The 13,878-nt window shown below is 66.2% G+C and carries 15 protein-coding genes; 8 read left to right on the top strand and 7 right to left on the bottom strand.

The genetic code is table 11. The annotated features are described in order from the left end of the window. Positions 1-28 precede the first annotated feature (28 nt). From ASC91_RS08960 to ASC91_RS08950, 3 genes are read left to right on the top strand one after another with little or no spacing between them, the layout of a single operon-like run. Positions 29-892, top strand: a complete 864-nt coding sequence (locus tag ASC91_RS08960) for a CheR family methyltransferase (RefSeq protein WP_056195362.1) — start codon at positions 29-31, stop codon at positions 890-892. 2 nt (positions 893-894) lie between these two features. Further along, entirely contained in the window at positions 895-1,560 is a 666-nt protein-coding gene (gene cheD / locus ASC91_RS08955; RefSeq protein WP_056195359.1) for a chemoreceptor glutamine deamidase CheD, read from the top strand. 10 nt (positions 1,561-1,570) lie between these two features. Beyond that, complete coding sequence (locus ASC91_RS08950) at positions 1,571-2,659, top strand: chemotaxis response regulator protein-glutamate methylesterase (protein WP_056195356.1); 1,089 nt, start codon at positions 1,571-1,573, stop codon at positions 2,657-2,659. 216 nt (positions 2,660-2,875) lie between these two features. On the opposite strand, the gene ASC91_RS08945 is transcribed toward ASC91_RS08950, so the two are convergent. Then, on the bottom strand, positions 2,876-3,181 hold the full coding sequence (locus ASC91_RS08945) for a hypothetical protein (protein ID WP_056195354.1): 306 nt from the start codon (positions 3,179-3,181) through the stop codon (positions 2,876-2,878). 94 nt (positions 3,182-3,275) lie between these two features. Between ASC91_RS08945 and ASC91_RS08940 the strand changes: the two genes are divergently transcribed. After that, positions 3,276-4,205, top strand: coding sequence for a LysR substrate-binding domain-containing protein (locus ASC91_RS08940; RefSeq protein WP_056195351.1), 930 nt, complete (start codon positions 3,276-3,278; stop codon positions 4,203-4,205). Here the strand turns inward: ASC91_RS08940 and hemW are convergent. Genes hemW through ASC91_RS08915 form a run of 5 tightly spaced genes read right to left on the bottom strand, consistent with a single transcriptional unit; the run spans position 4,177 to position 8,574 of the window. Next, entirely contained in the window at positions 4,177-5,340 is a 1,164-nt protein-coding gene (gene hemW, locus ASC91_RS08935; protein WP_082532636.1) for a radical SAM family heme chaperone HemW, read from the bottom strand. The two genes, ASC91_RS08940 and hemW, sit on opposite strands and share 29 nt — an antisense overlap. A 13-nt stretch (positions 5,341-5,353) precedes the next feature. Next, positions 5,354-5,959, bottom strand: a complete 606-nt coding sequence (gene rdgB / locus ASC91_RS08930) for an RdgB/HAM1 family non-canonical purine NTP pyrophosphatase (protein WP_056195346.1) — start codon at positions 5,957-5,959, stop codon at positions 5,354-5,356. After that, complete coding sequence (gene rph / locus ASC91_RS08925; RefSeq protein ID WP_056195344.1) at positions 5,956-6,684, bottom strand: ribonuclease PH; 729 nt, start codon at positions 6,682-6,684, stop codon at positions 5,956-5,958. The genes rdgB and rph overlap by 4 nt, the downstream gene beginning before the upstream one ends. Before the next feature lie 13 nt (positions 6,685-6,697). After that, entirely contained in the window at positions 6,698-7,606 is a 909-nt protein-coding gene (locus tag ASC91_RS08920) for a PP2C family serine/threonine-protein phosphatase (protein ID WP_056195341.1), read from the bottom strand. Next, positions 7,606-8,574: a serine/threonine-protein kinase gene (locus tag ASC91_RS08915; protein WP_056195338.1), complete on the bottom strand. Its 969-nt coding sequence runs from the start codon at positions 8,572-8,574 to the stop codon at positions 7,606-7,608. The genes ASC91_RS08920 and ASC91_RS08915 overlap by 1 nt, the downstream gene beginning before the upstream one ends. A 32-nt stretch (positions 8,575-8,606) precedes the next feature. On the opposite strand from ASC91_RS08915, the gene ASC91_RS08910 reads away from it, so the two are divergent. Next, on the top strand, positions 8,607-9,521 hold the full coding sequence (locus tag ASC91_RS08910; RefSeq protein ID WP_056195335.1) for a YicC/YloC family endoribonuclease: 915 nt from the start codon (positions 8,607-8,609) through the stop codon (positions 9,519-9,521). 16 nt (positions 9,522-9,537) lie between these two features. On the opposite strand, the gene ASC91_RS08905 is transcribed toward ASC91_RS08910, so the two are convergent. After that, positions 9,538-10,164: a Sua5/YciO/YrdC/YwlC family protein gene (locus ASC91_RS08905; protein WP_056195332.1), complete on the bottom strand. Its 627-nt coding sequence runs from the start codon at positions 10,162-10,164 to the stop codon at positions 9,538-9,540. A 309-nt stretch (positions 10,165-10,473) separates the two neighbouring features. Between ASC91_RS08905 and gmk the strand changes: the two genes are divergently transcribed. From gmk to ASC91_RS08890, 3 genes are all read left to right on the top strand, one after another. Then, on the top strand, positions 10,474-11,094 hold the full coding sequence (gene gmk / locus ASC91_RS08900) for a guanylate kinase (protein ID WP_056195329.1): 621 nt from the start codon (positions 10,474-10,476) through the stop codon (positions 11,092-11,094). Positions 11,095-11,117: 23 nt separating this feature from the next. Next, positions 11,118-11,321: a DNA-directed RNA polymerase subunit omega gene (gene rpoZ / locus ASC91_RS08895; protein WP_056195325.1), complete on the top strand. Its 204-nt coding sequence runs from the start codon at positions 11,118-11,120 to the stop codon at positions 11,319-11,321. A 207-nt stretch (positions 11,322-11,528) separates the two neighbouring features. Next, positions 11,529-13,787, top strand: coding sequence for a bifunctional (p)ppGpp synthetase/guanosine-3',5'-bis(diphosphate) 3'-pyrophosphohydrolase (locus ASC91_RS08890; RefSeq protein ID WP_056195322.1), 2,259 nt, complete (start codon positions 11,529-11,531; stop codon positions 13,785-13,787). The last annotated feature ends 91 nt before the right edge of the window (positions 13,788-13,878 follow it).

Below are 13,878 nucleotides of genomic sequence, written 5' to 3'. Positions count from 1 at the left end.
GCGAGCACCAACAAATCTGAATTTCGACATGCCCGCACCCGACCTCGCCTCCGGCACGGACTCCCTCGACCACGAATTCAGCTTCAGCAAGGCCGACTTCGACCGTGTGCGTGAACTGATCTACAAGCACGCCGGCATCAGCCTGCATGACGGCAAACATGCGATGGTCTACAGCCGGCTGTCTCGGCGCCTGCGCGAGACCGGGCACAAGAGCTTCGGCAGCTATCTGCAGTGGCTGGAGGCCTCGACCGGCCCGTCCGGCGCCGCGGAATGGCAGGAGTTCGTCAACTGCCTGACGACCAACCTGACCTCCTTCTTCCGCGAGGAGCATCACTTCCACGCGCTGAAGGACGACCTCAAGCCTTTTGCAAACGGTTCGGCCGGCAAGCAGGTCCGCATCTGGTGCTGCGCCGCTTCCACCGGTGAAGAGCCCTATTCCATCCTGATGACCTGCAGCGAGGCCTTGGGCGCCAGCGCCTCGGTGCAGCTCGTGTCCAGCGATATCGACACCAACGTGCTGGCCACGGCCAAGCGCGGCGTCTACAACGCCGACGCCCGCGGCCTTGACGCGACGCGGCTGAAGACCTTTTTCATGCGCGGCACCGGCGCCAACTCCGGCAAGATCCGCGTCAAGCCTGAACTGCAGCGCTGGGTCGAGTTCCGCTCGCTGAATCTGATGGACGCGCAGTGGCAGCTGGGCGACCCCTTTCACATGGTGTTCTGCCGCAACGTGATGATCTATTTCGATGCGCCAACCCAGCGCAAGGTGCTGGAGCGCATCCACCGCGTCATGCGGCCGGGAGGGCTGCTTTTCGTCGGGCATTCGGAGAACTTCACCGAAGCCCGCGACTTGTTCAAGCTGCGCGGCAAAACCATTTACGAACGGGTCTGACCATGAGCACCCCATTCGCCTCGCCACCCACGGTCGGCCTCGGCAACCCGGTCGCGGTGGCCAAGGTCAACCACCTCAAGGCCCAGCCGCGCAAGCAGGGTGAAGCCTCGTTCTTCTTCTACGACGCGCATTTCAAGAACGCGGCCGTCAAGATCCTGCCGGGCGAGTACTTCGTCGACCAGGAAGACCTGCTCGTCATGACGACGCTGGGCTCCTGCATCGCCGCCTGCCTGTGGGACCGCGTCGCCAAGGTTGGCGGCATGAACCACTTCATGCTGCCCGAGGGCAATGGCGACTCAGGCCGCTACGGCTCGTTCGCCATGGAACTGCTCATCAACGAGATGATGAAGCGCGGTGCCAGCAAGGCACGCATGGAAGCAAAGATCTTCGGCGGCGGTGCCGTCATCTCGGGCATGAACTCGCTCAACGTCGGCGAGCGCAACACCAACTTCGTCATCGACTTCCTGAAGCTCGAGCGCATCCCCATCGTGTCCAAGGACGTGATGGACGTCTACCCCCGCAAGGTCTGCTTCCTGCCGGCCAGTGGCAAGGCGATGGTGAAGCGCCTGGCACCGACGAATAACGACGCGCTGATCCAGCAGGACAGGGCAGCCATTCAAAAGGTGCAGCCGGTCGCCAGCAGCGGCGGCTCCATCGATTTGTTCTAGGAGGCCACCGATGGCCAAGACCAAAGTCGTGGTGGTGGACGACTCAGCGCTGGTGCGCTCCATCCTCACCGAGATCATCAACCGGCAGTCCGACATGGAATGCATCGGCGCGGCCGCCGACCCGCTGGTCGCGCGCGAGATGATCCGCAACCTCAACCCCGACGTCATCACGCTGGACGTCGAGATGCCGCGCATGGATGGCCTCGATTTCCTTTCGCGGCTGATGCGACTGCGGCCGATGCCAGTGGTGATGGTGTCCACGCTGACTGAGCGCGGTGCCGAGGTCACGCTGAAGGCGCTGGAACTGGGCGCCATCGACTTCGTCGCCAAACCCAAGATCGGCGTGGCCGACGGCATCCGCCAACTGGCCCAGGACATCACGGACAAAATCCGCATCGCGTCCAAGGCCCACATCCGCCGCGCGCCACCGCCGCCCGCACCGGGTGCAGCCGCGCCAGCCCCGGTCAAGGCCGTCACGATGGCCAGCCTCGGCAGGGCCTCGACCGAAAAGATCATCTTCATCGGCGCCTCCACCGGGGGCACCGAAGCCACCAAGGACGTGTTGATCAACCTGCCGGCCGACAGCCCGGCCGTTGTCATCACCCAGCACATGCCGCCCGGCTTCACCAAGAGCTATGCCGCGCGGCTGGACGGCCTGTGCAAGATCCGCGTCAAGGAAGCCCAGGACGGCGAGCGCATCCTGCCCGGCCACGGCTATATCGCGCCGGGCGGCATGCATCTGAGCGTGGAACGCAGCGGCGCGAACTACATCGCCCGCGTGCAGGACGGCGAACCCATCAACCGCCACAAGCCCTCGGTCGAGGCGCTGTTCCTGTCGGCTGCCAAGGTGGTCGGCCCGAACGCCATCGGCATCATGCTGACCGGCATGGGCGCGGATGGCGCCAGGGCCATGAAGGTCATGAAGGACGCTGGCGCCTACAACTACTGCCAGGACGAGGCCAGTTGCGTCGTCTTCGGCATGCCGCGCGAGGCCATCGCGGCCGGCGCGGCGGACGAGGTGCTGCCGCTGAACCAGATTGCGACCAAAGTGCTGGAGCGGCTGCGCGCCACTTCGGGCATCTCGCTCAACCGCGTCTGACGATTCATTTCAGGCGTTTTGCGGGCCGAGCGCCGGGCCGCTCCCTAGCCGGCCCGCCTTGGGCGATGTGCTTGTCGGCGAATCCGGCAAGCATCGCCGTCCCCTTGGGGGCTGAGGCCGGACACATTGCGCCCAGTGGGCGCGATGTGCCTGCCGAAGCGCTGCGCCACTGGCCGCAGCGCGGTCCCGGCCAAGGTAATCCTTGGACGAGGGGCTTCAACGTTTACCAGCACTGGCGGGCGCATCGGCCTTGGCCAGCAGCATCGGACGGTGACGCGCGACGACCACGGGGTCAGCCGGGAAAACCGGCTTGAAACCGTCCAGCGACTTCGGGGCGGTCGGCACCCAGGCCGTCTGCACGGGCCGTTCGGCCTTGCCGGTCACGATGACGCGGTTGGAGCGCTCCGCGGCCGCTTCCTTCAATTCGGCATTCGAATCCGTGAACGCCCGGGCGCCGGTCGTGGCGAGCACGAGGACAGCGGCAAATGAGGCAAAAGCAATCCAGCGGGGCAGAGTGATCATGGCGGGTCTCCTTCAAGTGCTGGTTATGCTATGCATCCAGAGCCTCGCCACAAAGCGCTTATTTCTTCACTGATTGGTTGGATTGGCTTACCAGATGGCCTCACTCGACCGTTTTCCCCTTCATTACCTGGCTGCCTTTCGTGCCGCGGCCCAGACCGAGAACCTGCGCGCCGCGGCCGAGAGCCTGCACCTGACGCACAGCGCGGTCAGCCAGCAGATCCGCGGACTGGAGGCCCAGCTCGGCTTTGAGCTGTTCACTCGCCAGGGCCGGCGGCTGACGCTGAACCCGGCTGGGCAGGCGCTGCAGCGCGGCGTGACACAGGTGTTCGCTGCCTTGCAGGCGGGCCTGCTGGCGGCGGCGCAAGCGCATGGGAGCGCCGCGCAGACGCTGCGAGTGACCGCCCTGCCCTCGTTCGCCCAGCGTTGGCTGCTGCCCCGCCTGCCGCGCTGGCAAGCCCTGCAGCCCTGCATCACGCTGGACCTGCATTCATCCCAGCAGGTGGTGGACCTGGAACGCGAGGGATTTCACATCGGCCTGCGCATCGGCCGTGGCGGCTGGCCCGGGCTGATCTGTGAGCCACTCTTTCACTCGCCGCACATCGTCGTTGCCGCGCCGCTGCTCGCGCAGCGCCTGGTGGATGCAACGCCGGAACTCTTGACGCAGCAGCCGCTGATGGGCGACGCCGATTTGTGGCGACAGTGGTTTGCCGAGGTCGGCCATTCCGGCACGGTGCCAACGCCTGTGGCCACCTTCAATGACGCCGCGATGCTGGGCCAGGCGGCCGAGCAAGGGATGGGTGTGGCCCTGACGCGCGAGCTGTTTGCCGCCGACGCGCTGCTGGACGGGCGGCTCGTGCGGCTGTCGACTCACGCCGTAGATGACGACGCCACGCGTGACTACCAGGTCGTCTACCCCGAGGCCCTGCGCGACGACCCGGCCGTGCGCATCTTCTGCGACTGGCTGCACGCCGAGGTCGCGGCGCTGCAGCAGCGACTCAAAGAAACAGCTGCTGCAGATCGCTGAGGAAGTCGAAGCCTCGCTCGGTTGGCTGGATGCGAGCCGCATCACTGGTCAGCAAGCCACGGCCACGGGCCACCTCCAAGCCTTTCGCAATCGCCGACACAGGCAGCCCGGTGCGCTCGAGGAACTGCGTCAGCGTGACGCCTTCCTTCAGCCGCAGCGCATTCAGCATGAACTCGAAGGGCAGGTCCTTGCGCGCCACCTCGTGTTCGTTGCTGACCTTGTTCGCCTGCGCCATGAAGGCCGCCGGCTCGCGCCAGCGCACCTGGCGCAGCACGCGGTTGGGGAAGCTCAGCTTGCTGTGCGCGCCAGCGCCGATGCCCAGGTAGTCACCGAACTGCCAATAGTTCAGGTTGTGCAGGCAGCGGTGGCCGTCGCGGGCATAGGCCGAGACCTCGTAACGCGACAGCCCCGTGGCGCCGGTCCTCGCAGTGATCAGGTCCAGCATGTCGCTGGCCAGGTCGGGGTCGGGCAGATGCTCGGGCGTGCGCGTGGCGAACACCGTGTTGGGCTCGATGGTCAGGTGATAGATGGACAGGTGCGGCGGATTGAAGCTCAACGCCTCGTCGAGCTCGCGCGACAGGTCGTCCAGCGTCTGGCCGGGCAGCGCATACATCAGGTCGAGATTGAAGGTCTCGAAGGCGCCGGCCGCCTCGGTGAGCGCCTCACGCGCCTGGGTCGCGCTGTGCACGCGGCCGAGCGTCTTCAGCTGCGCGTCATCGAAGCTCTGTACGCCCACTGACAGGCGCGTGACGCCAGCCTGGCGAAAGCCCTTGAAGCGCTCGCGCTCGAAGGTGCCGGGGTTGGCCTCCAGCGTGATCTCGCAGCCCGGCTCCAGCGGCAGGCGTGCACGGATGTCCGAGATGAGCTGCGCGATCTGCTCGGGGTTGAACAGGCTGGGCGTGCCGCCGCCGATGAAGATGCTGATGACAGGCCGGCCCCAGATCAGCGGCAGCGCCGCTTCGAGGTCGGCTCGCAGCGCAGCGAGATAGGCCTCGGCCGTGTCGACCGCCAACGCGCCATCCTTGACCTCATGCGAGTTGAAGTCGCAGTAGGGGCATTTGCGCAGGCACCAGGGCAGGTGCACATAGAGGGCGAGCGGGGGCAGCGCGGGCAACTGCAGCGTACCCGGCCGCATCAGATGGACGATCTCAGCCAAGCCGCCAGACCTCGCGGAATTGCTGGATCAGGTGCACGGCGGCCAGCGCCCGGTGGCTGTGCTGGTTCTTGACCGTGGCGCCGAGGCTGGCCACGGTCTGGCCGAGCTCGGGGATGTGCATCAGCGGGTCGTAGCCAAAGCCGCCCTCGCCGCTCGGCGCCTTCAGGATCTCGCCGCTCCAGCGGCCCATGGCGATCAGTGGCTCGGGGTCGTCGGCGCTGCGCACCGCCACCAGGGCGCAGACAAAGCGCGCCCGGCGATCCTCGATGCCGGCCATCTCGCGCAGCAACCGTTCATTGTTGGCTGCGTCGCTTTTCTCGCCGCCGGCATCCAGCGCGTAACGTGCCGAACGCACGCCGGGCGCGCCGCCGAGAGCGTCAACGCTCAAGCCTGAATCGTCGGCCAGCGCTGGCAGGCCGCTGAGCTTGGCGGCGTGGCGGGCTTTGGTCAGCGCGTTCTCGGCAAAGGTTTCAAAGGGCTCCTCGGCCTCCGGGATGCCCAGGCTGCCCTGATTCACCAGTTCGATACCGAGCGGCGCGAACAACGCCTGCAGCTCGACGAGCTTCTTGGCGTTGTTGGAGGCAAGAACCAGCTTCACTTCAGCGCGGCTTGTTGGGCCTCGATCAGCTCGCGGATGCCCTTGTCGGCCAGGTCGAGCAGCGCATTCATCTCGTCACGCGTGAACACCACGCCCTCGGCCGTGCCCTGCAGCTCGACAAAGCCACCCGAGCCCGTCATGACGACGTTCATGTCGGTGTCGCAGGCCACGTCCTCGATGTATTCAAGGTCCAGCAGCGGCACGCCGTCGACGATGCCGACCGAGATGGCGGCCACCGTGTCCTTGATCGGCGAGCGCGACAGCTTGCTGTCGGCCAGCAGCCTGTTGACGGCGTCCTGGGCCGCGACGAAGGCGCCGGTGATGGCCGCCGTGCGCGTGCCGCCGTCGGCCTGCAGCACGTCGCAGTCCAGCGTGATCGTGCGCTCGCCGAGGGCGCTCAGGTCGAACACCGCGCGCAGTGAGCGGCCGATGAGTCGCTGGATCTCCTGCGTGCGGCCGCTCTGCTTGCCGCGGGCGGCCTCGCGGTCGCCGCGGGTGTGGGTGGCGCGCGGCAGCATGCCGTACTCGGCCGTCACCCAGCCTTCACCCGAGCCGCGCTTGTGCGGCGGTACGCGCTCCTCGACCGAGGCCGTGCACAGCACGCGGGTGCCACCGAACTCGATCAGCACCGAGCCCTCGGCATGCACGGTGAAACCGCGGGTGATGCGCACCGGGCGCAATTGATTGGCAGCGCGGCCTGCGCTGCGCGTGAAGGTCTTGGTCATGAGAAAAGGAGAGTTAGCGGCGATTGGCGCCGCGGCCCGATTGGCGGATGACTTCGTTGATCTCGCGTATCGAACGCTCGATCTCCTCGTCGTCCATGCCGGCGACAAGGTCGGCGTCCAGGGCACCCTGGATGGTGGACGCAAAGCCGGAATTGCCGAGATTCTGCGTGGTCTCGCCACTGGGCTCGCCCTCGCCTTCCCATTCGACGGCCAGCACGGTGACGTTGTCACTGCGCGCACCGCCGCGGCGCAAGGCCTGCTCGACCAGTTCGGGTACAGCTTCGGTAATGGCCTGGTCAGCCATGTGCTGAACGATCTCGCCGTCCTCCACGCTGCCCCACAGGCCGTCGGAGCACAGCAGGATGCGGTCCGAGGCCTCCATGATGAGCGGCCCCTGGCAGTCCACCATGGGCTTGCCGGGGCTGCCCAGGCAGGTGAAGAGCACGTTGCGATTGAAAGGCTCGCCGCCGCGGGACACGCGGCCCAGGGCTTCCTGCAACTCGGAATAGGAATGGTCGCGGGTGCGGGCAATCAGCTTGCCGGCGCGCACGAGATACAGGCGCGAATCGCCGCAATGCGCCCACCAGGCCTGGTTGCCCTGCAGGATGCAGGCGACGACCGTCGTGCGCGGCGTGTCGTGCAGGCCCTTGCTCTCGGCATAGCGCAGCAGCTGCTGATGGGCAATGACGATGGTTTCCTGCAGGAAGCGCTGTGGGTCTTCGATGACCGGGCGGGCGTCCTGCTGGAACAGCGCGGCCAACGTCTGCAGCGCGATCTGGGCCGCGACTTCACCTTCCGGGTGGCCGCCCATGCCGTCAGCCAGCGCGAACAGTCCCGCCTCCCGCGTGAAGCAATAGCCCATGCGGTCTTCGTTGGTCTCACGGCCACCGCGACGGCTGACCTGGAAGACATTGAATCGCATCAGGCTTTCGCTCCGGACTTCAGGTTTTCAAGCTGGAGTTTGAGGCGTTCACTGAAGCTGAGCTTGGTGTAGCGCCTTTCGGTCTCACGAGCGAGTTCCTTCTGCAGCGCGAACACGCTCTGCGGGCGCGACAGTGCGTCCAGCGACATGCACCACTCGGTCACTTCGAGCAGGTTGTCCGAGTAGACATTGCGCAGGCGCGAGAGGCTCAAGGACAGGCGGTCCTTCTCCAGGCGCTGCGGCGCGTCGTTCGGCGGGTAGCCCTGCATGCAGGCATAGATGCACGCGCCAATGGCGTAGATGTCGGTCCAGGGGCCCAAGCTACCGTCGCGGCGGTACATCTCGGGCGCCGCAAAGCCCGGCGTGTACATCGGGCGGATGAAGTTGCCTTCCTTGCTCAGCACTTCGCGCGCGGCGCCGAAGTCCAGCAGCACGGCCTTGTTGTCATTGGTGATGAAGATATTGGCCGGCTTGATGTCCAGGTGCAGCATCTTGTGCTGGTGGACGATGCGCAGGCCGCGCAGGATCTCGTCGAAGAGGCTGCGGATGGTTGACTCGCGGAAGACCTTGTCGCGCTTCATATCGCGCGCGGTCACGATGAAGTCCTGCAGGGTGTCGCCCTGCAGGTAGTTCATGACCATGTAGACAGTTTCGTTCTCGCGCAGGAAATTCAGCACCGAGACGACGCTGGGGTGCGAGATCTGCGCGAGCGAACGGCCCTCTTCGAAGAAGCTCTTCAGGCCGAGTCGGTATAGCGGTTGCTTCTCGGGCTTGACGCGAGGGGTCAGTTCGCCGGGCGAACGTTCGGCCAGCGACGAGGGCAGATATTCCTTCAATGCGACCAGATGGTGGTCGGGATCCTCGGCGAGATACACCACGCCGAAACCGCCCGCCGCCAGCCGCTTGATGATCTGATAGCCCCCAACCACCGTGCCTGCGGGCAAGGGCGCCGGCTTCGGCTTGGACATAATCGCGTTTTGTCTGTTTTGCGAGATGCGAAATGCCAGTCTACAGCATGACCGGGTACGCCAATTCCCTGGCACAACCCCCTAAAGCCGAGGACGGCAACAGTTCAGCGCAAGCGTCGGTCAGCGTCGAATTGCGGTCGGTCAACGGCCGGTTCCTGGACCTGTCCATGCGCATGCCCGAGGAGATGCGCGGCCTTGAACCCCAGTTGCGCGAGCTGATCGCGGCACGTTGCAAGCGCGGCAAGATCGAGTTGCGCATCAACACCCAGCGCGACACCGATGGCGCCTGGCCGCAACCCCAGCCCGAGCAGCTCAACCGCCTCGCCAGCCTGGAAGCCAAGGTACTCACCTGGCTGCCGCAGGCGGCGCCGCTGTCTGTCCATGAGGCCTTGAACTGGTGCAAGAGCGGCGCGGCGGCACCAGCCCAGTTGGACGCTACGACGCTCGAGGCCGCACAGGCCTGCGTGCAGGGCCTGGCCGAGGCCCGCGAACGCGAGGGCGAGAAGCTGGTGGCCATCCTGAACGAGCGCATTGCACGGCTGCGCGTGCTGGCCGATGAGGCCGAGCCGCTGCTGCCCGCCGTCGTGGCGCGCCAGCAGCAGCGCTTCCTGGAGCGCTGGCAGGAGGCGCTGGCCACCACCGGCGCTGGCAGCAGCGTGCCGCAGGAAGCTTTGCAGGAGCGCGCGCTGAACGAGGCCGCGGCGTTTGCTATCCGCATCGACGTGGCCGAGGAATTGGGACGTCTGCGGGCGCATCTGGAAGAGCTGACCCGCCTGCTGAAAAAGGGCGGCGAACTCGGCAAACGCCTGGATTTTCTGATTCAGGAATTACATCGCGAAGCGAATACTTTGGGCTCCAAATCCGCCGCGCTGGAATTGACCAATATTTCCGTCGAAATGAAAGTCGCCATCGAGCAGATGCGCGAACAGGTGCAAAACATCGAATAGGTTTTGGGCAGGTCATTCAGGCGGCCATCCGCACCTCGGACTGCGCCACGCCAACGGGCCAACGCGCCAGGCTCGGCCGGGACGGCTGGAACAGCTCCACCCACGCCAGATCCTGGGGTTCGAGCGAGCCGACGTCGAGGGCGACGTCCAGCACCGCCTGGGCATCAATCGGGAGCAGGTCGAGGTCTTCTGCGCCTTGCCCCCAAAGCGGCGGCGTGACGAGCAGCGCTTCGTCGAGCAGGCCCAACAGGCCCTGGCAGACCGGATGGGCGCCAAAATACAGCAAGCCTGCGCCGCCAGCCGCCGCAGCAAGGCGGCGCGGCACGCGGTGGGTGCAGCGCAGCAGGAAGGCAGCGGCACCCGCCTCGGCATCCCTGACCGCGCGGAAGGCGCGGTCGTCGATGCGCAGATAAGTGGCCGCCTGGGCGAGGTCGCGGCACAACAGCATGACGGGTTGGCGCTCGTCCACCACGCGCAGCAACCGGGCCGCGGCCGCCTTGTCGTCGAGCCGGCAGGCCATCAGATACCCGGCCGCCGTCGGCAGGGCGGCGATCGCGCCGGCGCGCAGCCTGTCCGCAGTCGCCTGGAGCAGGCGCGCTTGCGGGTTGTCGGGATGGACCTCGTGGCGAAGAAAGCGGCGCATCGTGGGACCTCGTGATGTCACATGGACACGCCACGACGATAAGAAAAGCCACCCGACGCCCGCGTCGGACAAGCCGCTGTGGCGCTGCCGGAGGTCAAGACTTGACGACGCACGGGGTCGTCGGGCACTCGCAATCGGGCCTGCATTGCCAAATAGGGCAGACATCGCCGCTCCGTGCAGGCGGCGCCGGGCGGCGTCCGAGCTAAAGTTCGCACCCATCACCCACCGGGCGGCGCGAGAAATCCGCAGGGCTGACAGGCACTTAGCCTTCAGCCCCAAGCCGGCCCGGCACGCCAAGCCCACTTCTCCATGGAATATCCCGGCAATCTTTTCGTCGTCGCCGCACCGAGCGGCGCGGGCAAATCCAGCCTTGTGAAGGCGCTGCTGGAGCTGGATGCCAAGCTGGCCGTGTCCATCTCCCACACCTCGCGCGCACCGCGCGGCCAGGAGCAGCATGGCCGCGAATACTGGTTCATCACGCCCGAGGAATTCCGCGCGATGGCAGAGCGCGGTGATTTCTTTGAATGGGCCGAGGTCCACGGCAATCTCTACGGCACTTCACGTGCCGCCATCGAGGCGCGCATGCAGCATGGCGACGACGTCGTGCTCGAAATCGATTTCCAGGGTGCGCTGCAGATCAAGCAGCTCTTCCCCTATGCCGTGCTGATTTTCATCCTGCCGCCGAGCTGGGACGAATTGCAGTCACGCCTGAACCGCCGTGGCGACACCGAACCCGAGGTCATCGCCAAGCGCATGGCCAATGCGCGCCTCGAGGTGGCGCAGGCGCAGAACTTCGATTTTGTCGTCGTGAATGCGGTGTTCGACACCGCCGTTTTCGACCTCAAATCCATCGTCCACGCGCAGCGGCTAAAATACCTGGCTCAGCGGCGCAACCGCTCTGCCGTCTTTCAGGCGCTCGATCTGCCCTGATCCGCTTTTCTCCAAGGAACACCATGGCCCGCATCACCGTCGAAGACTGCCTGATCAAGATCCCGAACCGCTTCCAGCTGGTGCTGGCCGCCACCTATCGCGCCCGCATGCTGAGCCAGGGCCACAGCCCGCGCATCGAGAGCAAGAACAAGCCCGGCGTGACCGCCCTGCGTGAAATTGCCGCCGGCGAAGTCGGCATCGAGATGCTGCGCAAGGTTCCGGTCTAAGCACCGTCCCCTGCTGCCACACGGGCGCCCTCGGGCGCCCGTTTGCATTTCGGAGTTTGGGCCGAGCGACGGGCCGCTCCCAAGCCGGCCCGCCATGGCGATGTGCTTGTGGCTCAACGCTACAAGCATCGCCGTCCCCGCGGGGGACCGGCCAGGTATTCCCTGGACGAGGGGCCAACAGTTTTCATCGGCTAAATTCGGGACCATATGGCCCAACGCTCCCTCACCGCCTGGTTCACGCTGCCTGGATTGCGCCAGGCGGCGCCGCCCACGCAGGCGGAAGCTGCTTCCTTTGATGCCCTCGCTCCCAAGCTCGGCTACCTGAGCAAGGCCGAGGTCAAGCGCGTGCGTGAGGCCTACAAGTTCGCCGACGAGGCCCACCTGGGCCAGAAGCGGGCCACCGGCGAGCCCTACATCACCCACCCGATCGCCGTCGCCGGCATCTGTGCCGAATGGCGACTCGATGCCCAGGCGCTGATGGCGGCGCTGATGCATGACGTGGTCGAAGACTGCGGCGTTTCCAAGGCCGAGCTGATCGAGAAGTTCGACGCCACGACGGCCGATCTGGTCGACGGCCTGACCAAGCTGGACAAGCTGCAGTTCTCCACCAAGGAGGAGTCGCAGGCCGAGTCCTTCCGCAAGATGCTGCTGGCGATGGCGCGCGACCTGCGCGTCATCCTCATCAAGCTGGCCGACCGCCTGCACAACATGCGCACCATGGGCGCGATGGCGCCGCACAAGGCCCGCCGCATCGCGCGCGAGACCTTCGACATCTATGCGCCCATCGCCCACCGCCTCGGCCTGAACCAGACCTTCCGCGAGCTGCAGGATCTGTCATTCCAGTATTTCCACCCCTGGCGCTATGCCGCGCTCAGCAAGGCGGTGGGCAAGGCGCGCGGCAACCGGCGCGACCTGGTGTCGCGCATCGAGGGCGAGATCCGCGCCGCCTTTGCCAAGGCCAGCCTGCGCGTGGAGGTGCAGGGGCGCGAGAAGACCGTCCACTCCATCTACAAGAAGATGCGCGAAAAGGGCGGCCTGTCCTTTGCCCAGGTGAGCGATATTTTTGGCTTTCGCATCCTGACCGAGGAGCCGCTGCAGTGCTACACGGCCCTGGGCGTGCTGCACCAGCTCTACAAGCCGCAAGCCGGTCGTTTCAAGGACTACATCGCCACGCCCAAGGACAACGGCTACCAGTCCCTGCACACGACGCTGATGGGGCCGCTGGCCACGCCGTTGGAATTCCAGCTGCGCACCGAGGGCATGCACCAGATCGCCGAGCAGGGCGTGGCGGCGCACTGGATCTACAAGAGCCGCGGCAAACAGGCGTCGGCGCTGGTGGCCCAGCAGGCCAATGCGCGCTGGCTGCAAAGCCTCATCGACATCCAGGATGAGACGCGTGACGCCAACGAGTTCCTCGAGCACGTCAAGATCGACCTCTTCCCGGACGCGATCTACGTCTTCACGCCCAAGTCCAAGATCATGGCGTTACCGAAGGGCGCGACGCCGGTGGACTTCGCCTACGCCATCCACTCCGACGTCGGCGACCATTGCGTCGCGGCCCAGGTCAATGGCGAGGCCGTGCCGCTGCGCGCCGAGCTGCGCAGCGGCGACATCGTCGAGATCATCACCGCGCCAGGCGCCAGCCCCAACCCGGCCTGGCTGAGCTTTGTGCGTACCGGCCGGGCCCGCTCCAAGATCCGCCACTACCTGAAGGACCTGGAGCAGGAAGAGTCACGCGAGCTGGGCGAGAAGATGCTGGCGCAGGCGATGCGCGTGGAAGGCCTCGGGCTGCCCAGCCTGGAACTGGACGACGCGGCTGCGCCAATCTGGCATGAGCTGGCCGGCTGGGCCGGTAGTGCAAACACCGAGCAGCTCCTCGTCGACATTGGCGCGGGCCGCAAGATTGCCACCATCATTGCCAAGAAGCTGGCCCGACTGATGGCCGAGCAGGGGCAAAAGCCCGATGCGCTGGCGCTGACGCTCGGCCGCTTCGCTGAGGCGCCGTCCAACCAGGGCAGCGTGACCATCGACGGCAACGAGGGCGCTTCCGTGCAGCTGGCCAGCTGCTGCCGCCCCATCCCCGGCGACGAGGTACGTGGCTACCTCGGGCGCGGCGAAGGACTTATCGTGCACACCTGCGAATGCGCCATCGGCCGCCGCCTCTTCCAGCGCGACAGCGAGCACTGGATCCAGGTCGAATGGGCCGAGGAGCTGGGCCGCAGCTTCGAGGCCGGCATCGCGCTGCTGATGGCCAACGGCAAGGGCGTGCTCGCCCAGGTGGCCCAGGCGGTGGCCCAGGCCGAGGCCGACATCACCCACATCTCGATGAGCGACGAGGCGCAATTGCGCGAAACGGCCGAGATGACGCTGCTCATCGCCGTACGCGACCGTCTGCACCTGGCCGACGTGCTGCGCGTGCTGCGCCGCACCGCGCCCGTGCAGCGGGTCTGGCGCGTCAAGCCGTAGGAAACGCGCCGAGGGCGCTGCGGCCAATCACGGCCGTGACTGTTTCTATTCGCTTCCTCGGGTTAACCAGTGTTTCTGGGCCCGGTATTTC

This window comes from Pelomonas sp. Root1237, assembly GCF_001425055.1.
Lineage (GTDB): Bacteria > Pseudomonadota > Gammaproteobacteria > Burkholderiales > Burkholderiaceae_C > Pelomonas.
Note: the sequence above shows the minus strand (reverse complement) of the source record. Positions and strands in the feature narration are given on the sequence as shown.